Source organism: Herbaspirillum sp. SJZ107 (assembly GCF_006715485.1).
Classification (GTDB): domain Bacteria; phylum Pseudomonadota; class Gammaproteobacteria; order Burkholderiales; family Burkholderiaceae_D; genus Telluria.
In genome coordinates, this window is record NZ_VFNH01000001.1 from 1992557 (window position 1) to 2014345 (window position 21789).

Here is a 21789-nt window from a genome sequence, read left to right on the forward strand (position 1 = left end):
TCACGCTGCTGATTCTTTCCGGGGCAATCGCCCACGAGGGCACGGGGTGCATAGAATAGGCCCAGCTTCCATCACCGTGTCCACTGCCCCTATGCCACGATTCAAACTGCACGCCCTGATCCTCGCACTGGCCCTCGGCGGCGCCGGCTTCGCCCACGCCGCCGGCACCGACAAGACCTATCGCTTCGCTTTCGGCCCGGGCAAGGCGCCGGCCGGCTACACCGCAGTCGACAGCAGCGCCTACAGCGCCACCCGCGGCTACGGCTTCGAAGCCGGCACCCACGCCGGCAGCACGGCACCCTTCTATTTCAGCGTCGCTCTCCCCGAGGGCAACTACGAGGTGACGGTCACCCTTGGCGACGACAAGGCGCCTGCCACGACCACGGTCAAGGCCGAACTGCGCCGCCTGATGCTCGAGAACGTGCAGACCGCGGCCGGCGAGACCGTCACGCGTACCTTCACCGTCAACGTGCGCACGCCGGCGATCCCGGCCGCCAACGGCGTCGAGGCGGGCCAGGTCAAGCTGAAGGCGCCGCGCGAGACCGTGCAGGAAGCCTGGGCCTGGGATGCGCGCCTGACCCTGGAATTCAATGGTGGACTGCATGGCGCGCATCCGGCCGTGCGCAGCATCGAGATCGCGCCGGCCAACGTGCCGACCCTGTTCCTGCTGGGCGACTCCACCGTCTGCGACCAGCCGAGCGAACCGTACAACAGCTGGGGCCAGATGCTGCCGCGCTTCTTCAAGCCGGGCATCGCGGTCGCCAACCATGGCGAATCGGGCGAGACCTACCGCGATGCGCTCGCGCGCCGCCGCACCGACAAGATCCTCGCCGCCATGAAGCCTGGCGACATGCTGGTCATGCAGTTCGGCCACAACGACCAGAAGCAGATCAAGGACGGCAAGGGCGGCCCCTTCACCACCTACAAGGACGAGATCAAGACCCACGTCGATGCCGTGCGCGCCCGCGGCGGCCTGCCGGTGATCGTCTCGCCGATGGAGCGGCGGCGCTTCGAGGACGGCAAGCTGGTGCCGACGCTCGCCGACTACGCCGAAGCCGCGCGCCAGGCGGCGCAGGAACTGAAGGTGCCCTTCATCGACCTGAACGCCATGAGCAAGACGCTGTACACGGCCCTCGGCCCGGACGGCAGCGTGCCCGCCTTTGCCGAACCGCAGCCGGGCAAGCTCGATAACACCCACCACAGCCCCTACGGCAGCTACGAGCTGGCCAAGCTGGTCGTGCTCGGCCTGCGGCAGGCCGGCCTGCCGGCGGCCCGCTTCATCGTCGACGACTTCCGCTTCGATCCGGCCCACCCGGACCCGGTGGCATCGTTCGCCGTGCCGCCGAGCCCGCAGGTGACGCTCGAGCGTCCGCTCGGCGACGAGGGCAACAAGTGAGGCCGCGTTTAATAGCCGCTCTGGTGCCTGTTCTAATGGCGTCCTGCGCCACGCCGCCGGCGCCGCCCGCTGCGGATGCTTACGTCTTCGCCTACTTCACCAGGAACGGCGAAGACGGCCTGCACCTGGCGGCAAGCAGCGACGGCTACCATTGGGACAAGCTGAACGGCGGCGCCAGCTACCTGAAGCCGAGCGTCGGCATATCGAAACTGATGCGCGACCCCTGCATCGTGCGCGGCCCGGACGGTACATACCACATGGTCTGGACCGCCGGCTGGACCGAGGACGGCATCGGCTATGCGTCGTCGAAGGACCTGGTCCACTGGTCGGCGCAGCGCTACCTGCCGGTGATGGCCGCCGAGCCAGGCTCGCTGAATGCCTGGGCGCCCGAAATCGCCTGGGACGACAGGCGCGGCGAATTCCTGATCTTCTGGTCGTCCACCGTGCCCGGCAAATTCCCTGCCGGCGAAGGCCAGGGCGACGGCAAGTACAACCACCGCATCTACGCGACGACCACCAAGGATTTCTCCACCTTCACCCCCACCCGCCTGTTCTACGACCCCGGCTTCTCGGTGATCGACGCCACCTTCGTGCGGTCGCAGGGGCACGACTGGCTGCTGGTGAAGGACGAAACGCGCAACCCGCCGAAGAAGTACCTGCAGCTGGCCAGCGCCGGCTCGGTGCAGGGTCCGTTCGGCACGCTGTCCGCCCCGATCACCCCGCCCGGCCTGTGGACCGAGGGTCCGACGGCGCTGCAGGTCGGTGCCGACGTCATCCTTTACTATGACGCCTACACCGCCAAGCACTACGGCGCCATGCGCGCGCGCGGCGGTGACCTGACCCGATGGGAAGACGTCACCGCCCGGATGCGCTTCCCGGACGAAAACACGCCGGTGCGCATGCGCCATGGGACGGCGATCCCGGTGCCGGCGGACGTCATCCAGAATCTGCGCGCCATGCCTGTACCGGCGCGCTGATCCGGGAGCGCCCCGGCGCTCAGGACGATCCAGCTGCCGGCTTCCGCACCTGCACCGCATAAGTCTCGTGCCGACCCTCGAAGGTGCCGCCGAACACCACCCACTTGCCGTCCGGCGTGAAGTGCACGTTCGGTTCCAGGTCGCGGTAGCCGTGCGCCTTCATGTTGACCAGCTTCTCGGACCGGAAGCGCTGGCCATCCGGATAGAAGGCGTAGATCCACATGCCGTCCGGCGCGTGCGCAACCTGGGTCGGATCGCCGCCGTCGCCGGCGAACAGTTGTTCGCCCGGCGCCACCGCATAATGGATCGACCATTCGTTGGCGCTCAAGGCGTAGCTCGCCACTTCGCGGCCGCTGGCGACGTCGGCGCCGGCAAGGTAGAAGGTCTGGCCGCGCGGCTTCTGCAGGTCGAACCAGATCGTCCTGCCGTCCGGCGAAAAGCCTTCGTGGCCGGCGATCTCCATCGGCATGGTCCGCTTGTGCATCAGCGTCGTGGTCTTGTCCTTCAGGTTGTAGCGCCAGATGCGGTCGACCTTGTGCCAGGGGCCTTCGTGGCAGAACATCAGGATGTCGGGGTCGGTCGGCGAAAACTGGATGTGGCCGAGCCAGTTGTTTTCGCTGTGGACAGTCTTCATCGCGCCGCTCGCGATGTCGATGGTGAAGATACTGTTCAGCAGATGGGCGTCATAGATGCGGTCGAAGTAGTCGCTTTTCTTCGGATATTTATGGCCGATCTCGATCTGTTCCGGCGCCGCGATGCTCCCTGCCAGCACGGTGCCGTCGGCATTGATGGTGGCGAAGCCGCCGCGCTGGCCTTCCGGAAAGGTGTACAGCTTGCGCGTCTTCCTGGTGTCGATGCCGGTCGCGTACAGCGTGTCGCCGGCCTGGTACAGCACTTCGCGGGTGCGGCGCGCGATCATCGGCAGCACGCGCTTGGGTGCCGGGTCGTTCGTGATCTGCTCGGTTTTCCCGTCCTTCAGGTTCAGCGTGAACGCCTGGGCGACGCCGTCTACCTGGTTGACGAACACCATGCGGTCGCCTTCGCTGCCCTGCTGGGCGATGAAGGGGTTGTTATGAAAATACCAGTTCGCAATCGGGCCGGTGGGGCCGGACAGGCGGCGCACCAGGTGGCCGGTATCCTTGTCGATCCATTCCGCGGGCATCGGCTTTTGCGAGCCGGTCACCAGCACCTGCTGGGCCAGCGCCGCCTGGGACAGCAGCGCTGCCAGCGCCAGCGTGACGATCCTGTTCATCTTCATCCGCGTCTCCGTCTATATATATGTGTTCAGCCGGGCACCACGCGGTAGCGCGCGCCCTTGCGGGTGTCGAAGGTCAGCGTGTAGCCAAGGGCCGACTTCTGGCTGCGCAGCTTGAGCGCCGGGATCGCGATCGGCGTCGCGCTGCGGATGGTGCACTGGCCGCCAAGGCGCGACAGCACCTCGCCCGACGCCAGCCTGCCACCCTGCCATGCGATGTCGACCACGAAGTTGCCGCGCCCGACCAGCCCGCGCACGCTGCCGCTGGCCCACGCCGCCGGCATGGCGGGCAGCAGGTGCAGTTCGCCGTTCTGGCTTTGCAGCAGCATCTCGATCACGCCGGCGGTGCCGGCGAAATTGCCGTCGATCTGGAATGGCGGATGCGCATCGAACAGGTTCGGGTAGGCGCCGCCGTGGCCGCTCCATGCGGGGTCGCTGTCCTTCGTGAGTCGCAGCAGGTTGCGGAACAGCGCGTAGGCGTGATCGCCGTCGAGGAGGCGCGCCCAGAAATTGACCTTCCAGGCCAGCGACCAGCCGGTGCCGTCGTCGCCGCGCAGTTCCAGCGTACGGCGCGCGGCGCGCGCCAGGTCCGGCGTCGCCAGCGGCGAGATCTCGCGCGCCGGGTGCAGCGCGTACAGCTGCGACACGTGGCGGTGGTGCGGCTCGACCTCATCGAAGTCGAGGTTCCATTCCTGCAGCTGGCCGCGCGCGCCGACCTGGAACGGCAGCAGCCTGGCCCGCGCCGCCGCGATGCGCGCGCGGAAGTCCGCGTCCACGCCGAGCGCCGCGCCCGCCGCGGTCACGTTGGTGAACAGGTCGCGCACGATGCCCATGTCCATGGTCGAACCCATGGTGACGCTGTTTTCCTTGCCGTCGCCATAGCGGAACACGTTTTCGGGCGAGGTCGAGGGCATCGTCACCAGACGGCCCTGCGCGTCTTCCTGCAGCCAGCCGAGCATGAATTCGGCGGCGCCCTTCATGACCGGATAGGTACTGCGCAGGTACTCTTTATCGCCGCTGAACTGGTAGTGCTCCCACAGGTGCCGGCTCAGCCAGGCACTGCCCATGTACCAGTTGGCCCATTTGGGGTCACCGTGGCCGAGGTCGCCGACCGGATTGCTGGCGGCCCAGATGTCCGAATTGTGGTGCACCACCCAGCCCGGCAGACGGTAGTAGGATTGCGCGGTCTCGGCGCCGGTGACGGCCAGATGGCGGACCAGACCGTCGAGCGGCGTGAACATCTCGCTCAGGTTGGCCGCCTCGACCGGCCAGTAATTCATCTGCAGGTTGATGTTGGTGGTGTAGTTGCTGCTCCACGGCGGCCGGACATCCTTGTTCCAGATGCCCTGCAGATTGGCCGGCGCATCCTTCGTGCGCGAGGATGCCGTCAAGAGGTAGCGGCCGAACTGGAAGTACAGCGCTTCCAGCTGCGGATCGCGGCCGCCGCGCGCGTAGTCTTCGAGCCGGCGGTCGGTCGGCAGCGCGCTGCGGTCCGCGCCATCTGTGCCGCCCAGGCGCAGGTCGACGCGGTCGAAGTAGCTGCGCACGTCGGCCACGTGCTCGGCGCGCAGGGCGGCGTACGATTTGCCGGCCGCCGTGCGCAGCGGCGCCGTGGCCAGCGCATGCTCGTCGCGGCCGGCGCTGTCGGGACATTTGTCGAAGCCGGCGAAACTGGTGGCGGCCGACACCAGCAAGACCACCTCGCTGGCGCCGCGGATCTGCAGCTTGCCATCGGCTGCTTCCAGCGTGCCGTCCTGGATACGCGGCTGTACCACGGTCTCGAAGCGCATGCCGCGGCAGCCGGCCGGGTCGTCGTACACGACCGGCTCGGACGGCCCCTTGTAGTAATTCGGATCGACGCGGGCCGGCGCCTTGCCGCGCAAAACGATGGCGCCGTCCTGTGCCTGGCCGGCGAACCGCAGCTGGCTGCTGGCGCCAATGTCGAGCGACAGCGCACGCGGCCGGTCGGCGCTGATGCGCACCACGATCACCTGGCCGGGTGCCGAAGCGAAGACCTCGCGCCGGTAATTGACGCCGCCGGCGCTGAAACGGGTGGTGGCGATGCCGTCGCGGATGTCCAGGTCGCGGTAGTAGGACGCTACCTGACCGACGCCTTGCTGGTGGATGCGCAGGTCGGCCAGCGGCAGGTAGCTTTCGCTGTAGCGGCCCTGCATCTTCGTCAGGATGCCGGCGGCGCCCGCATAGTCGCCTGCCTTCAGCGCGGCGCGTGCCGGCGCGAGCTGGGCGTAGGCACCCGGGTTGACGTTCGGGCTGACCGGGCCGCCGCTCCACAGCGTGGCCTCGTTCAGCTGCAGCAGTTCGTCGGCGGTATTCCCGAACACCATCGCCCCGAGGCGGCCGTTGCCGACCGGGAGGGCTTCGGTCCAGGTCGACGCCGGCTTGTCGTAGTGGAGCGTGTATGCTCCCTGCGCCGGCGCCTTCAGCGGCACCAGCGCCGCCGCCAGCAGCGAAACAACGGCGATCTTCATTGGCGCACGCCCTGGTACATCAGGCCGCTGTCGTTCAGGCCGAACCTGAACTTCCTGTTCATCTCGATGATCTCGGCGCCGGCCAGCAGCGCCGGGCCGTAGCCGTGCGCCGCCTTGACGCTGGTCGGGCGGAACGCATAGAAGGCCGGGTCGAAGGCCATGCCGGTACCGACGCAGATGCCCTCGATCTGGCCGGCGTTCGTCACCTTGCTGGCCACCGCGTTCCAGGCCAGGTTGGCCATCGGACCGTACATCTGGGCGTCGACATAGCCGCGGTTGACGGCGCGCGCGATCGCGTAGGTATAGATCGCGGTGGCCGAGGTCTCCTGGTAGGTGTCGTCGCGGTCGATCAGCTGGTGCCAGAAGCCTTCCTTGGTCTGGTACGAAGCGAGGCCCTTGATGTGGGCGCGCAGCTGGTCCAGCACCGGCTTGTAGCCCCTGTGTTCCTTCGGCAGCACTTCCAGCACCTCGACCATGGCCATCACCGCCCAGCCGTTGGCGCGCGCCCAGTGGAATTCGGGGTGGTCGCGCATGCCCTCCACATAGCCGTGCATGTAGATACCGAGCTGCGGGTTGAACATGCGCTTCGAGAACTGCAGCACCTGGTTGACGGCGTCGTCGTAGTGCCTGCGGTCTCCGGTCGTCTTGCCGAGGTAAGCCATGGTCGGCACGCCCATGAACATGTCGTCCAGCCACAGTGTGTCGGGCAGCGGGCGCATCTTGACACCACCCTTGCCGTCCGGCCCGCCGCGCGCCAGGGTGCCATCCTTCAGCCGGTATTCCTGTTTCGTCACGAAGTCGCCGCAGATGCCGATCATCTGCGTGTAGTCGACCTTGATGCCCGCCAGCTGCGCCTTCAGGAAGCTGTGGCACAGCGCGCCGGCGTCGTCGAGCGCGTGCGGGTTCAGGAAGCTCTTGATCGGCGCATGCGCGTTCTGCAGGTCGGCGCGCACGGTGGGCAGGTAGGTGCGCGTGAGCCGGGCCAGCAGCCCGTGACGCCGGCTGACGTAATCGAGGTAGCGCCCGTCGCCGGTGGCGGCGCCGGCGGCCAGCATGCCGGTATAGGTGACGCCCCATTCGTAGCTGGTGAGACGGAAGTCGCCCGGCTTCAGTACCGCGTCCGGATCGGGCTTCGTCAGGTCGGTGATGGCGGCGCCGCTCGTCTTGCCGACGATTTCCGCCGGCGTGGTGCGGTCGAGGTAAGCGAAGACGCGGTCGAGCACCGCCTTGACCTCGGCGGCTTCCATTACCCGGTAAGGGGTCGGGTACTTGACCTCGAGCGCGTGCAGCATGGCGTCGGCGGCGGCCGGGCCCTTTTCCTGCGGTGGCGGCGCTTCCTGGGCCGCGGCGTGCAACGCCAGCGGAATGAGTGCAGCGAGGAGCGTCGTGCGCAGTAGCGGGGCTTTCATCAACGGGTCTCCGTATTATTGTAGTTGGTAGATTGTAAGGTCATCCACGGTCTGGCGCGACCAGGTGGTGCGCAGGCCGAAATAGCCGCCGGTGAGCGGCCGCGGATCGCGGTAATTGAACCATTCCTGGCCGTCGACGCGCATCCGCGTGCAGCCCTTGTAGACGGCAATCTCGATGGCATAGTCGCGGTTGGGCGCGAGCAGGTGGGCCTTGTCCTTGTACTCGGCCAGCAGCACCCGCTCGCCGTTGCCGTAGCGGCGCAGGCGCGTGGTGCTGTTGGTGTTGCCGCCGATGCCGACGTAGTACAGTTCGAGGTCGTCGTAGTCCTCGAACTTGCCCGAGCGGGTGAACAGAGATGCCTGCTGCGGATCGCGCGCCATCCAGAAGTGGTTGAAGTCGGACAGGCGGTCGTTCTTGCCGCCGTCGACCACCACGCGCCGGGTGTAGGTGATCAGGATGTCGCCCGACAGCGGCTTGTCGAGCCAGACGGTAGCGCCGCTGTCGACGTCCATCAGCAGGCGGCCGTCGCGGGTCTCGACCGTGTTGCCCGGTTTCGCGGCGTATTCGGCAACGTAGCCTTTCAACGGGCCGCTGAAATCGTCGTGGTGGATCAGCGCGCCGCGCCGGCCCCAGTCGGTGCAGGCCGGCGCCGCGGCCTGGGTGGCGCCGGCGGCGCATGCAAGGACGGCGGCAAGGAGCTGCGTCTTCATGTCGCGCTCCTCATTTCGCGCCCGGCCGCTCGGGCGGCGGTGATGGCGGCAGCTCGTTCGGCAGCGCGTCGCCCAGCAGCGCCAGCGACTCGATCATGGTCAGGCCGCTCTGCGCAGCATCGTTGGTCGAGACGCCGAGGGCCTCGCCCGTTGGATTCAGCACGTCGGGGCCGGCCAGCGGCCGCGGGCTGGCGCCGCGCCAGCGGCTCATGTTGGCGATGGCGATCCGGGCAAACGCCGGGTTCCTCGTCTGCGCATAGGCATAGGCCGCCAGGCGCGGGCCGCCCTGGGCCTTTTCGACGTACTGCGCATCGGCGCCTTCGGTGCCCGTGGCCTTGTCCTTCAACAGCACCTCGCCCGGCGCCTCGCCCAGCCGCGCATACTGCAGCCAGGCCGCGGCAAAGTCCTTGCGCCCCAGCAGCGGCACCAGCTCGAACATCACCTGGGCACCGCCCTGGATGGTCGACAGGTTGTACAGCACCGGTACCTGGGCATGGGCGACCGGGTCCGGGATCGGGAACAGCTTGCCGCTGGCCGGGTCGTAGCCGACGGTCATGCTGCCGCGTCCCTTCAGCGGGCCGATCTTGCCGCCGCCGATGTCCGGGTTCAAGCCGTTGTTCACCCCCGAGCGCAACCAGTACGGCATCGCCAGGATCGAGTCGACGCCGGCCTCGATGCGCTGGCGCCAGCGGATGTCGCCGGTGCGCTCCCATTCGCTCATCCAGTTGCCGGCCAGGACGTACCAGTCGGGGCCGAGGCGGATGCGGCCCGGGTATTTCGGATCCTGCGGCAGCACCGGCTGGGCCAGGCGCATCGGGTCGTACCTGACCATCGCCTTGTCGGACTGCAGCTGCTCGCGCATGACGTCGCCGATGCGCTCGTCGGTGGTCAGGTAATAAAAGGGGCGCCAGTGCGCGGCCTGGCTGATGCGGCCTTCCTTGGAGCCGTCGCCCCACTTCACCACATTGTGGCGCGAGCCCAGGCCCAGCATCGGGCCGAGGTGGTAGACATTGGTCTCGCTGGTGTTGCGCGCCAGCGCTTCGGCCATGCGGAACAGGTCGGCGCGGCCGCTGCGCAGGTAGGACGTCCAAAGCCACAGCACGGTGCCGAGTTCGGTGTTGTCCCAGGCGTAGCCGCCGTGGTCGTAGTTCCACACGTGGCGCTTGAAGTTGTAGCTGTGGATGAAGTCGCCGTAGGTCCAGAAGCCGTACCAGTTACGATCGTTTTGCTGCTGCTGGTAGAAGGCGAGCGTGGCGTCGAGCTTGTCCTCGACCGCGGCGCGCGCCGGCGTCGCGCGGTCGACGGGTGTCCACACGCCGAACACGCCGGTGGCGTGGATCGCGGCCGGGGATGCCGACAGCAGCGCGCGCGTGCCGCCGGCTGTCGCCAGCGCGGCCAGCCGGCTGCGGGACGGCACCGCGCCGGTCGGGGTCAGCGTGAATTCGCTGGTGCGGGCCACGCCGTAGGCTTGCGACATGCCCGCCTGGACGTCCTCGTAAGTCGCGCGCAGGCCGTGCGCGCGGGTGGCGTAGTGGCGCATGTCCATCGCCGGCGCGTCCGGGGACCATAGCCAGGCGGTCAGTTCTGCTTCTTTGCTGTCCGCCCTGCGGATGTCGAACGCGGTCGGATAGCTCTGCCAGAAATCCTTGACGCTCAGCGCCAGCCCGCCCGACACGTCGCCCACGAATGCCAGGCCAGAAGCGCGCCGGCCGCTGTCCGCGAACACCCAGGTGCTCTGCGCATTCGTGCGCTTGACGATATTGAAACCGTTCGGCGTCGGCTGGGTGAGCTTGTAGTCGCTCCAGATGGCCAGCTGTTCCTTTTCGCCGTCGCGGCGGCCATAGAATGGGCCACCGTCGATCTTCTGGCCGGCGACCTGGCGCGGATCGGCATTCAGGTCGCCCGGTTGCAGCGATTCCATCCACAGTCCGCCATCCTGGCCGCCGAAGGCGACGTGGCGGTTGTAGACGTCTTCGCGCAGCGGCACCGTGAAGCGCAGGCCGAGGCCGCGGATGAAATCCTTCTGCTGGTCGCCGTCGTAAGTAAAGGTGTGGACCACGCGGATCGACGGGTCGCCGGCATAGAAATACAGGCGCAGCGAAAACGGCAGCCAGCTGCGGCCACCCTGCGCGAGTTTGTGCTTGCCTTCGACCTTGATCACCGCGCGCACCGGGCCCGATTGCTCGACCGTGACCTTGTCGATGTTCGACGCGAACGGCGCGCGCGCCGGCATCGCGCCCTGTTCCGGGTCCGGTCCCTGCTGCAGCAGGCCGACCAGGCGACCGTTCTTCGCCACCTCGCGGCCGTCGACCCGGATAGACTGGATCAGGTCGGCGCCGCGGGTCGCCACGCGCACCTGGGCGGCGCCGGTGCCGACGTCGATCCAGCCGCTGCCGTTCTGCACGGTGAGCTTGGCCGTTTCGTTGTCAGGCGCCGCGCCGGCCGTGATCACATACGGCCCGGCCGCCTGTGCCACCGTGGCGAAGCCGGTGAACTTGAGCGAGCCGTCGGGCCAGTAAGCCAGCGGCCAGGCTTGCAGCGGTAGCGCCTTGCCGTCCGCTCCCTTGAGGGCAAAGGACTGGCCCTTCTGCACTGTGCCTTGCGCCCAGGGCACGCCCCAGCTCACGCCGGCGGGCATCCCCGGCGCGTCACCGACCCAGTTCACCGTCATGCTGGCCGGCGCCGCCGCAACGGTTGCGCAACCCAATGCCAGCGCGGCCGCCACCCACATCGATTTGATGATCATTTCGCCGCCACTGCCTTGTCGGTGAAGTAGCCTGCCAGCGGATTGCCGGGCAAGGTCTTGAGGCCGGCCACGACGCGGGCGGCATTGAAATCGGCACCCTGCGCGTTGGTGTGGGTGCGCGCATCCGAAAAGAAGGTATCGACCGTGGCCGCACCGGCCCGGCGGTAGCCGTCGGACACGATCATGGTCAGGTCCATGAACAGGGCGCCGCCGTCCTGCGCGACCTGGCGGTCCCAGTCGGCGAAGGTGGCGAAGTCGCGGCCTTCCTGCCAGCGGTCGCGGTGCGGCACCGGCGAGGCCAGGATCACGGTTGCGCCCCTGGCGCGGGCGTCGGCGACGTACCTGGCCATGTACCAGCCGAAGCTGTGCACCTGTTCCTTGCTGCCATCGGGACGGGTGTCCTCGACCGTCTCGGGGCCGGTGCCGGGCGCCGAGGCGCGGTTCTTCATGGCCGGGTCGCCGATGCGGCCGCCGTCGTTGTGGCCGAACTGGACGATCACGATGTCGCCGCGCTTGAGCTGCGCCAGCACCTTGTCCCAGCGGCCTTCGGTATAGAAGGTACGGCTGCTGCGGCCGCCGATGGCGGCGTTCACGAGGTTGATCTTGCGCGCATCGAAATACGGCGCGATGCGCTCGCCCCAGCCGATGGCGCCGTTGGCGCCGCCGCTCTTGACGGTGGAATCGCCGACCAGGAACAGCGTCGGCAAGGCGGGGTTCAGCGGCGCCTCGTCGCGCACGCTCCTGGCATCGACCACCGGCCGCTCGTCCTCGGCCGGCTTCAGGTAGGCCGCGATGCGCTTGTCGCCGAGTCCCTTCAGGCCGGCCACGACCAGCTGCGCGTTGAGCTGGGCGCCGGCCCAGTTGGTGTGCACGTGTTCGTCCGGCGTCGTCAGCGGGAACAGGTTCATCACCGCGTCATGACCGAGAGCGTCGTAGCGGCTCGCCGCCATCGCGTTCAGGTCGATGAAGCCGGCGTGCTCGCTGCGCGCCACCTCCTCGGCCCAGCCGGCGTAGTCGCCCTTGTTGCGCTTGATTTTGCCCTGCTCGTCCCAGGCTTTACGCGGAATCAGTGACACCACCACCGGCGTCGCTCCTTTGGCGCGCGCGTCCACGATGAACTTGCGCAGGTACCAGCCGTAGCTGTGCACCGTCTCGTGCTTCCCGGTGAGGATGTTGTCGATCTCCTCGGATTCGTTGCCGGTGCCGCGGATGGTGCCGCGGGCGCGTTTGTCGTCGTTCAGCGGTGCGGCGTCGTTGTGCCCGAACTGCATCAGGACGATGTCGCCCGGCTTGACGAAGGCCAGCGTCTTGTCCCAATGGCCGCTGGTCAGATAGGTGCGGCTGGACAGGCCGCCGACCGCGCGATTCACCACGTTCACCTTGGCCGGGTCGAAATACGCCGCGATCGGATTGCCCCAGCCCCACTGGCCGGCGGGTCCCTTGCCCTGGCCGTCGTCGCGGCCGTTGCGCACGGTGGAGTCGCCGATCAGGATGATCGAGGGCAGCGCCGGGTTGGCGGGCGCCGGCAGCGTGACCTGGGCGCGCGCCGGATCGGTGTTGACGGCAGCGGGCAGGGGCTGCTGCGCGCAGGCCGGCAATGCGGCAGCCAGCAGCAGGCCGGCCATGAGTGACAGGAAGCGCATGGGGCGTCTCTCGTTCTTATAGGTGGAGCCCCGATTTTATGCGAGCCCGATGTGCCCGCCATGCCATCGCTTCCAAAGAATCAGCAAGATGAGCGGTTATCGCCATCCTGCCGCGCCCCGCTGCTGGGAGAATGGCGCAGTCCCAACCACCCTGAATGACGCCATGGCTTCCCGTCTCCATGCAAGTGCCCTACTCGCCGCCCTGCTGCTCGCCTCCGTCGATGCGTCCGCCCAGATCGGCAAGCGCTTCCCGTCCGAAAAGAAGATCGTCAAGGACCCGGTAACGGGCACGATGCTCACCTTCCTCACCAGCCAGCCGCATGGCGACTCCAAGATCTACCCGACCCACCCGCAATGGACCGCCGACGGCAAGTGGGTGGTATTCCGCTCCAGCCTCGTGCGCGGGGAGGCCATGGCCGTCAACGAAGCCAGCGGCGACATCGTGCAGGTCAGCGAAGGCGGCTACCAGGGCATGCTGAACCTGGCGCGCAAGTCGATGCAGCTGTACTTCATGCGCAGCGGCGCCAGCGGGCTGCAGGTGGTCGAGGTCGACCTGGCGCGCGTGTTCGCCGACAGCGGCGCCGGTAAAATGAAGACTGCAAGCAGCTACCAGCGCGTGGCCGGCACCGTGCCGGCGGGCCTGGAAGGCGGCGGCGACATGGCGCTCGACGCCGACGAGGAGTGGGTCTATTTCCGCGTCGGGAAGAACGAGGCCGCGCGCCACCTTCCCGCAGGGACGAAGATCGAACCGAACTTCGGGCCGCGCAACATGGGTGCCGGGCCGACCGGCATCGCGCGCATGAACGTGCATAGCGGCGAGATCCGCCACGTGGTGTCGGTACCCTTCCAGATCGGCCACATCCAGGCCAACCTGTACAACCCGGGCGAGATCGTGTTCTGCTGGGAGACCGGCGGCAAGTCGCCGCAGCGCACCTGGACCGTGAAGGCCGACGGCAGCGGCCTGCGCAAGCTGTACCCGGAAGCGTCCTACGAATGGGTGACGCACGAGGCGGTGATCGGCAAGGACGAGGTGGCGATGGCGATCATGGGCCACCGCCAGATCGCCGGCGCAGCGGCCAGCGTCGACGGCCCCGCCACCGACGTCGGTGGCGCCAACCCCGGCCAGGACCAGGCCTGGGGCGACGCCGGCACCCGCGAAAAACCGACCGGCCTGGCCATCGTCAATCTGCGCACGCGCCAGATGCAGATCGTCGGACAGACCCCGTCCGGCAGCGGCCTGTGGCACGTGCACGGCTCGAGCGACGGCCGCTGGGCCGTGGGCGACGACTTTTCGCGCAGCGTGTACCTGATCGACCGCCGCACGCGCGAGATGATGCTGCTGACGACCGGGCACAAGACCACGGCGGCCGATCATACGCACCCGACCTTCAATGCGGACGGGACCAGGATCGAGATCCAGTCGGCGATGCTGTCGGCGGACGGGCGCAGCATGAATATCGTGGTGGTGCCGGTGCCGGAGGATTGGCTGAAACGGCCGAAGCAGTAATTAGAAGCCTGGCGTAGAGCTGGACACGGATGTATAAACGCCGCCCCTGCGGAGGCAGGGGCCCAAGTTCGCGGCAAACCGAAAAACTTGGCCCCCTGCCTTCGCAGGGGCGACGGGTCAAGGCAGCGTGACAATGGTCACATTCCGCAGCTCATACGGCGCGCCCTCCAACTGGAACCCGATCCTGCCGCTGGCCGGATTCGCCCCCGTGACCCGGTTCTGCGCAACGCCATTGATCGACACCTCGATCGTCCCGTCGCGGCACACCACGTCCATGCTGTTCCACGCGCCGGCCGGCCGTTCGCTGTCGGCCGCGCTGTGCGCCTTGATCGGCGTAGCGGCGCCCGGCGCTGTGGTCAAGGGTTCGGCGAAAGACGCGCCGGCCATCGGCAGCAGGTCGCCGGCGGCGCCGAATTTGGTCTGCACCTGCTGGCTGAGCGGCCAGACGCGATCCTTCGGGCCGCCCTGGATGTGCAGCAGCACGCCGCCGTTGCCCGGTTTGCCGGGCCAGCGCCATTCGGCATGCAGGCGGTAGTTGGTGTAGGTGGCGCGGGTGGCGACGTAGCCGGACGGATTGCCGGCCACGGCGATCACGCCGCCGGGACGCGCCGCCAGCACCTGCTCCATCGTGCCGGCCGGCGTGGTGACCAGTTCGAAGGCGCCGAAGCCCTGGGCATCGAACAGGGAGACCGGCGCGGACGGCGGCGCGCTGGCGCAGCCGGTCATGAGGACGCAGGCCAGCGCCACCGAACACATCTTTAGCTTTACCATATTCACTTTCATCGATTACAACGACCCATATCAAGGAGACTCGAATGAAGCAGACCGCCCTCGCCCTGCTCTTTGCCGCCGCCCTGCCGCTCGCCCAGGCCCAGACGCCCTCGGTCATGGCATTGTGGCCCGAAGGCGTCCCCGGCGCAAAGACCGGACTGGGACCGGAGCGCAACGACAAAGGCACGACCACCAACGTCAGCGAACCGACCCTCACTGTGTTCAGGCCCGCGGTCGACCGTCCGAACGGCACCGCCGTCATCATCGCGCCGGGTGGCGGCTACGTGATGCAGGCAACCGCGCGCGAGGGCGAGCAATACGCCAACTGGCTCAGCACCCTCGGCGTCACCAGTTTCGTCCTGAAGTACCGCCTTGCCGAATTCGGCCACCCGGCACCGCTGCAGGATGTGCTGCGGGCGGTGCGCCTGGTGCGCGAGCATGCGGCCGAACTGCACGTGCGTCCCGACCGCATCGGCGTGATGGGCAGCTCGGCCGGCGGCCACCTTGCTGCCAGTGCCGGCACCCTGTTCGACAGCCCGCTGGGCCGCACCGGCGCCGCCATCGACAAGGTCAGCGCCCGGCCGGACTTCCTGATGCTGATGTACCCGGTGATCACGATGGAAGAGCCGGCCGTGCACAAGGGTTCGCGCAAGGCGCTGCTGGGTGCCAACCCGAGCGCCGAAGCCATCCAGCTGATGTCGCTCGAAAAGCAGGTGACTGCGCGCACGCCGCCGACGCTGCTGATCCACACCCAGGAAGACCAGGCGGTGCCGGTCGAGAACAGCATCCTGTTCTACCAGGCGCTCACGCGGGCCAAGGTGCCGGCCGAGATGTACCTGTTCGAGCATGGGTCGCATGGGATGGGGATGCGGGCCGGGTTGGGGACGGCGTCGATGTGGCCGCGCCGGGCGGAGGAGTGGTTGAAGGACCGGGGGTTGCTGGATCCGGTTAAATAAGGCGCGTCACCGCGGTCCCGCTACCTTGCCCCGTCGCCCCTGCCTGCGCAGGGACGACGTGCTCCGGCCGCAGGCCGCAAGCGCGGTTCACGCCATATGGAACATCGGCACCAAGCCCCATTCCTTCGGCCGGTTCCCCGGCTCCACCTCCATCAGCGGCGCCATCGAATCCCACCAGCGCTGCATGACCGGCAGCCCGGGCAGCGCCGCGCTGGTCTCCCCTTCGCGCAGCTTCAGCACCGCGAACAGGTGCAGCGTTTCCTCGTCCAGGAAGATCGCGTAGTCGTAGATGCCGGCGTCGCGCAAGGCCTGCGACAGCTCCGGCCAGATGTCGTCGTGGCGGCGCTTGTACTCCTCGACCTGGCCCGGCTTGAGCTTCATGCGGAAGGCGCGCATGCTCATTGCTTGCCCCCGGCCGCCAGCGTCTTCAGCTCCGACGCCGCCAGCATGAAGGCGCCCACGCCGTAGTTGTAGCTCGACGCCGGCCGGTAGAACGCCGGCTCGGCGCCGGTCTGCTGGATGTTGCCGAGGCGGCCGTCGGCGTACACGTTCTTCAGGATGCCGGCCCAGGCCTTGGCGATCACCGGACGGTATTTGGCGCCGTCGAGGATGCCGCGGTTGACGCCGTAGGCCATCGCATACACGAACAGCGACGAACCCGAGACTTCCGGCAGCGGATAACTCGCCGGATCGAGCAGGCCGGCGTGCCACATGCCGTCCGGACCCTGGATGCTGGCGATCTTGGCGGACATGTCGCGCAGCTGCTGCACGTAGAAGGCACGCTGCGGATCGTCCTGCGGAATGTCGTCGAGGATCAGTGCCAGGCCACCCATCACCCAGCCTTCGCCGCGCGACCAGAAGATCTTCTTGCCGTTCGGCTCGCGCTTGCCAATGTAGCCGGCGTCGCGCGCGTACAGGTGCTCCTCCTTGTCCCACAGGACATCGTAGGTGCGCTTCCAGTTGGTGTGCACGTAGTCCAGGTATTTGCGCTCGCCGGTGATCTTGTACATCTTGACCCACACCGGCGGCGCCATGAACAGCGCGTCGCACCACCACCAGGGAATGCGCGCGTCGCCCGGCTTGAGCGTCGCGAGCGGCAGCAGGTCGTCCATCTCGGCCTTGGTCAGCGCCATCTGCGACGGCCGCTTTTCCTGCTGGTAGAAGTCGAGGTAGACCTGGCCGATCGACAGGTCGTCGGCGTTGGGCAGGCGCGAGCGCAGCTGCCAGTCGAAGTGCTGCGACATCTGGGCCATCGCATTGCGGTACTTCGGGTCGCCGGTGGCACGCGAGGCGGCCAGGAAGCCGACGTACATCACGCTCGAGGTCCAGATGCGGTCCCAGTGCGGCTGCGAGCGCGCCAGCTGCCAGTCGGCGACCTTGCGCAGTGCCTTGTCGATGGCGGCCGGTTCCAGGGCCGGCGACAGGTCGGTGGCCAGCGGGCCGGCGCTTGCCGGGGCGTCGCCGAAGTGGCGGCTGGTGTCCTTGTCGACGATGGCTTGCTGGGCAGGCGTCGGTAATGGATACGATGCGGGGTACGATGCGGGCCCGTTCTGGGCGGCGGCGGTGGCGCCGGCGATGGCCCAGGCTGCGGCGACCGATAACGCGAATTTGATGTTGTTCTTCATGTCTTGTCCTGTTCGATAGGCTTTACTCTGCCATCAGCCTGACCGGCCCCAGCATGCCCGATGGCGCCGGCCTGACCAGTTCCGTGTCCTGCGGCTTGAAGCGTTCGCCATAGCGCACGTTCAGCAGGCGGTAATCGGGCAAGGCCTGGCCGGCACGCACGTTCAGCCCGAGATTGGCCACGCGCACCTCGATGCGGTTGCTGCCGGCAGCCAGCAGCGGCGTGATGTCGACCGTGTACGGCGGACGCCAGACCGCGCCGGCCGGCTTGCCGTTAATGTAGACCTGGGCCGCCTCGCGCACCGGGCTGTCCAGCATGGCGCGCATGCCGGCCGGGACCTTCGGCGTGGTCGACAGCGGCGTGCCCGGGCCGAAATCCAGTACCACGCGCTTGCCCTGCAGCTGGACGGCATCGAGCCTGACGTCCTTGGTGTACACCGCCTCACCCGAGAAATAGCGCGTGGCCTCGTCCTCGGTCCAGGACTGCAGTGTCTTCATCGCCCGGGGTTGCGCACCGGGGAAGGCAACGCGCCAGTCCTGGCTAAGGTCGGCCAGCACGGCCGGCGCATTGCGCCGCGATGCTTCGGCGGCGCCGGCCAGCGGCGCATCGGTGAACACCAGCACGCGCGACTCGTAGGGCGCCAGCTCGAGTTCCGGGGTCGTCGAAGCACGGGTCAGCTTGCCGCTGTCCGGATCCAGCCAGGCCGCGGCCGGGCGCTTGCTGCCGAAACGGGCGCCGGCCTTGACCGGATGGTTGCTGGTGTTCGCCACAAAATAGATATCGGCATCCTTCAGCTTGCGGCGCACGAAGCCGACGTCGGACACGTCGTTCGACAGCAGCAGGTCCGGCGCCAGCACCGCCTTCACGGCCGCGCCGAGCGCCGCGTCGTCTGCGACCAGCTGCACGTTCTTCGATGCGAACAGCGCGCTCGACGCCGCCGCAACCTGGCTTGACACGCGCTGCGCGTCCTGCAGTCCCGGCGCCAGCGACGGCCGCGTGCCGACCGCGACGATCCTGCCGCCGCCGCGCACGTAGTCCTGCAGCCTGGCCAGCACCGCCGGCGACAGCCGCGTCACGTGCGGCAGCACCAGCAGCGGATGGTGCACACCGGCTGCCAGGATCGATTCGGCGTCGACGTAGTCGAGGTTGTGGCCGGCGTCGAGGATTTGCGCAGTCAGCTCGGGCGTCACGTGCTTGTGCATCTCGGCCGACAGCGATACCTTGCCCGGCACCAGGGCGGCATACACGTCGTCGTTCGGCAGCAGCACCGCGACCTGATTGGCCGGCCGGCCCTGGCGCATCAGGTAGCTCATGCGCGCCAGGTAGCCGGTCACCTGCGGCATCACGTTCCACCATGGGTTGTGGTCGTTGAAGACCGCGGCCGCATAGAACGAATAGCCCGGCTGGGCCGTCCCCGGCGGCGTGTACGGCCAGCCGTGGCCGATGAACAGGTTGACGCCTTGCAGCAGCATGCGGTCGGCTTCAGCCTTCATGTCCAGCGGCGTGGCGGCAAAGGCCGGCGAATGCAGCCAGGTCCAGGTCTCGGCCGAGATCACCGGGCGGTTGTACAGATGGCCGGCCGAGGTAGCCAGGCGCGTGAACGAGAATTCGCGGAACTGCGGGCCCTCGCCTTCCGGCAGCGCCACCAGGCGGTTGCTCGACATCGACACGGCCGGCTCGCCGTAGGTCTGCGAGCGGAATTGCGTGCCGTGCGCCCTGGCCCAGTCGTTCACCGGGGTCAGGTAGCGCTCGTTCACCAGGTCGGTCTGGGTCAGCGCCCAGTCGTGGCGGGCGCCGGCAGCATCCGGTCCCTGGCCGCTGAAGATGGCCGGCAGGTAGGGTTTCAGGTCGTAGCCGCGGCGCTTTCTGAATTCGTCGAGGAAGTCGTCGGTCCAGTCGGTATTGTAGACCTCGAGGCTGTCCGAAAACACTGCGTACGGCGGCTGGTCGCCGAAGGCTTTCATCAGCGGCTCGGCCACGACCTTCAAATGGTGGTCGATGGCTTTCCGGCTCAGGTGGTCCAGCACGAAGCCTTCGGCTCCGAGCGCCGGGCGCTTGACCTGCTGGCCGGTGCGCGAGGCCACGTAGAACACGACTGTCCGCGCCTCCTGCGCCGGGGCGATGGCGGCGCGGCCGTTCGCGACCGTCGGTTCGACCAGCTGCAGGCGCGTGGCGTCGATGCCTTTGCCGCTGCCGGCACCGACGAAGGTCGCGACCAGCTTTTCGCCGCTCATCACCGAGGGCAGCGCGACGCTGGCGGCGCCGGCCGGCAGTTCGGCAGTCGCCATGCGCAGGCGCGATGCCGCTTCGTTCACGCCCACGTGCGGGCCGCCGTAGGGCCAGCCGCTGGCCAGCGTCATGTCGACGCGCATGCCATTGGCTCGCCCGGTACGGTTGGCGAAGCCGACGGCGTCGAGGAATTCGGGAGAAAGGTAGGGGACGTTATGGATGCCGCGCGCGGCGTCGTCCAGCTCCATCGGATACACCGGCTGGATTTCGAAGCCGCCGAAGCCGCCGGCCTTCATGGCCTTGATTTCGCGTTCGAGCTCCGGCTGGACGACGGACGGGCCGAACCACCACCAGCGCATCATGGGCCTGGCGTCGTCCGGCGGGGATGCCAGGTGGGTGGCGACCTCGGCAAAGGAATCGGCGATGACGGGTGCGGGGGGCGTGCTGGCTGCGTGCAGGTTCGCGCAGAACAGGGCCGTCGCGTAGGCAACGGCACTGGCGGCGAACGGTGCGCGCGGGTGGCGCTTGCTCATTCGGGGATGGCTCCTGGATACGGGATGATGTGTGGCTGCGTTCGTAGGCACCACTAGCCGCTGCCCGTCGCCCCTGCGAAGGCAGGGGCCCAAGTTATGCGATCTGCCCGCAACTTGGGCCCCTGCCTTCGCAGGGGCGACGGTTTTTAGGCTAATGGCTATCGTTCGCGCAACCTTCAGGCTACGCGACCCAGCAATCAAACAATCCCGCTACTGCTAGCCCCCGCCTTCGCCGGACGCGCGCTTGCCACGCGGTCGCGATAACCGCTGTTGCGATAGCACGCCACCGGATCCGCCGCCCCGCCGGCGCGCAGGCGCGCCATCGCCAGGATCGCGCTGACGTCGGTGCGGAACGCCTGCTTCAGCGTCGCCGCCGCCTGCATCGCGTCGTTGTTCTGCTGGTGCTCGGCCAGCGCGGCGCGGTCGACCAGGGCCGACTGGATGTAGGCGCGCTGCACTTCGACGGCGCTGTTCATCAGGCTTTCGATCGGGTCGGTCACGTTGTGCGACTGGTCCAGCATGTAGGCCGGCTTGAAGGCGCTGCCTTCGCGCTCGGCGGCGTCGGCCAGCTCGTTGAAGACCAGGAACAGCTGGAACGGATTGATCGAACCGGAGTCCAGGTCGTCGTCACCGTACTTGCTGTCGTTGAAATGGAAGCCGCCGAGCTTGCCGAACTGGGCCAGGCGGGCGACGATCATTTCGATGTTGGTGTTCGGCGCATGGTGGCCGAGGTCGACCAGGCACTTGGCCTTCGGTCCCAGGGCGCTGGCGGCGGCGAAGCTGGTGCCCCAGTCGGCGATGGTGGTGGCGTAGAAGGCCGGCTCGAACAGCTTGTGCTCGATGAAGACGTTCCAGTCGTCCGGCAGCGCGTCGTACACTTGGCGCATGCTTTCCAGGTAGCGCTCGAGCGCGCCGCGCAGGTTGTGCTGGCCCGGGAAATTGGCGCCGTCGCCGACCCAGACGGTCAGCGCCTTGGAGCCGATCGCCTGGCCGATCTCGATGCACTCGATGTTGTGGGCCACGGCCTGGGCGCGCACGGCGGCGTTGGTCGCGGTCAGGCTGCCGAACTTGTAGCTGAGTTCCTGGTTCGGCGCATCCGAAAAGGTGTTGGAATTGACGGCGTCGAAGCCCAGGCCGAGTGCGGCGCCTTTTTCGCGCAGCTCGGCGGCGTCCGTGACCTTGTCCCACGGGAAGTGCAGCGACACCGCCGGCGTGGCCCGGGTCAGCTGGTTGATGACGGCGCAGTCTTCCAGCTTCTCGAACACGTTGCGCGGCTCGCCGCGGCCGGCAAAGCGTGCGAAACGGGTGCCGCCGGTGCCCACGCCCCAGCTCGGGACCGCGACCGTGAACGCCTGTGCCAGCGCGGTCAGCTTGTCGATGTCCTGGCCGCGGCGCGCCAGCATGCCGCCCAGCGCCTCGTAGTCGGCCTGCACCTGCGAAGCCAGTTTGTCGTTCTGTTCGGCCACCAGGCCCGCGTCGATCACATTCCCGTTCATTCTCGTCTCCTTCGTGTGCCGGTGTGCCGGCTGCTGCTTATTTATAG

At 67.9% G+C, this 21789-nt stretch carries 15 protein-coding genes; 4 read left to right on the top strand and 11 right to left on the bottom strand.

Annotated features, from left to right (window positions below):
* Positions 1-91: 91 nt before the first annotated feature.
* Positions 92-1396, top strand: a complete 1305-nt coding sequence (locus FBX97_RS08850) for a rhamnogalacturonan acetylesterase (protein WP_141830417.1) — start codon at positions 92-94, stop codon at positions 1394-1396.
* Between the two features lie 35 nt (positions 1397-1431).
* Complete coding sequence (locus tag FBX97_RS08855; RefSeq protein WP_141830419.1) at positions 1432-2373, top strand: glycoside hydrolase family 43 protein; 942 nt, start codon at positions 1432-1434, stop codon at positions 2371-2373.
* Positions 2374-2392: 19 nt separating this feature from the next.
* Here FBX97_RS08855 and FBX97_RS08860 read toward each other — a convergent pair whose 3' ends face one another.
* The 6 genes from FBX97_RS08860 to FBX97_RS08885 are packed head-to-tail and all read right to left on the bottom strand — an operon-like array spanning position 2393 to position 12626.
* On the bottom strand, positions 2393-3631 hold the full coding sequence (locus FBX97_RS08860) for an oligogalacturonate lyase family protein (protein WP_141830421.1): 1239 nt from the start codon (positions 3629-3631) through the stop codon (positions 2393-2395).
* A gap of 26 nt (positions 3632-3657) precedes the next feature.
* Entirely contained in the window at positions 3658-6117 is a 2460-nt protein-coding gene (locus FBX97_RS08865) for a glycoside hydrolase N-terminal domain-containing protein (protein WP_141830423.1), read from the bottom strand.
* Positions 6114-7526, bottom strand: coding sequence for a glycoside hydrolase family 105 protein (locus FBX97_RS08870; protein ID WP_141830425.1), 1413 nt, complete (start codon positions 7524-7526; stop codon positions 6114-6116). Before FBX97_RS08870 ends, FBX97_RS08865 begins: the two co-directional genes overlap by 4 nt.
* A 15-nt stretch (positions 7527-7541) precedes the next feature.
* The gene (locus FBX97_RS08875; RefSeq protein ID WP_141830427.1) at positions 7542-8237 is read right to left on the bottom strand and encodes a DUF6250 domain-containing protein; all 696 of its coding nucleotides are present in this window, start codon (positions 8235-8237) and stop codon (positions 7542-7544) included.
* A gap of 10 nt (positions 8238-8247) precedes the next feature.
* Positions 8248-10983, bottom strand: a complete 2736-nt coding sequence (locus FBX97_RS08880; protein ID WP_141830429.1) for a Tat pathway signal sequence domain protein — start codon at positions 10981-10983, stop codon at positions 8248-8250.
* Positions 10980-12626 carry a rhamnogalacturonan acetylesterase gene (locus FBX97_RS08885; RefSeq protein WP_141830431.1) on the bottom strand — a complete coding sequence of 549 codons (1647 nt, stop codon included), beginning with the start codon at positions 12624-12626 and terminating at the stop codon, positions 10980-10982. The genes FBX97_RS08880 and FBX97_RS08885 overlap by 4 nt, the downstream gene beginning before the upstream one ends.
* A 163-nt stretch (positions 12627-12789) precedes the next feature.
* Here FBX97_RS08885 and FBX97_RS08890 point away from each other — a divergent pair, with 163 nt between their 5' ends.
* Positions 12790-14133, top strand: a complete 1344-nt coding sequence (locus FBX97_RS08890; RefSeq protein WP_141830433.1) for a hypothetical protein — start codon at positions 12790-12792, stop codon at positions 14131-14133.
* A gap of 117 nt (positions 14134-14250) precedes the next feature.
* On the opposite strand, the gene FBX97_RS08895 is transcribed toward FBX97_RS08890, so the two are convergent.
* Complete coding sequence (locus FBX97_RS08895) at positions 14251-14904, bottom strand: DUF1080 domain-containing protein (RefSeq protein WP_185748515.1); 654 nt, start codon at positions 14902-14904, stop codon at positions 14251-14253.
* A gap of 44 nt (positions 14905-14948) precedes the next feature.
* Here FBX97_RS08895 and FBX97_RS08900 point away from each other — a divergent pair, with 44 nt between their 5' ends.
* Positions 14949-15860, top strand: a complete 912-nt coding sequence (locus tag FBX97_RS08900; RefSeq protein ID WP_141830437.1) for an alpha/beta hydrolase — start codon at positions 14949-14951, stop codon at positions 15858-15860.
* An 87-nt stretch (positions 15861-15947) separates the two neighbouring features.
* On the opposite strand, the gene FBX97_RS08905 is transcribed toward FBX97_RS08900, so the two are convergent.
* The 4 genes from FBX97_RS08905 to rhaI form a co-directional block, all read right to left on the bottom strand.
* Entirely contained in the window at positions 15948-16262 is a 315-nt protein-coding gene (locus tag FBX97_RS08905; RefSeq protein ID WP_141830439.1) for an L-rhamnose mutarotase, read from the bottom strand.
* Complete coding sequence (locus FBX97_RS08910; protein WP_141830441.1) at positions 16259-17485, bottom strand: glycoside hydrolase family 105 protein; 1227 nt, start codon at positions 17483-17485, stop codon at positions 16259-16261. Before FBX97_RS08910 ends, FBX97_RS08905 begins: the two co-directional genes overlap by 4 nt.
* A 22-nt stretch (positions 17486-17507) precedes the next feature.
* Positions 17508-20246: a glycosyl hydrolase gene (locus tag FBX97_RS08915; protein ID WP_141830443.1), complete on the bottom strand. Its 2739-nt coding sequence runs from the start codon at positions 20244-20246 to the stop codon at positions 17508-17510.
* Between the two features lie 197 nt (positions 20247-20443).
* A complete protein-coding gene (gene rhaI, locus FBX97_RS08920) occupies positions 20444-21742 on the bottom strand; it encodes an L-rhamnose catabolism isomerase (RefSeq protein ID WP_141830445.1) in 1299 nt (432 codons plus the stop codon).
* Positions 21743-21789 lie beyond the last annotated feature (47 nt).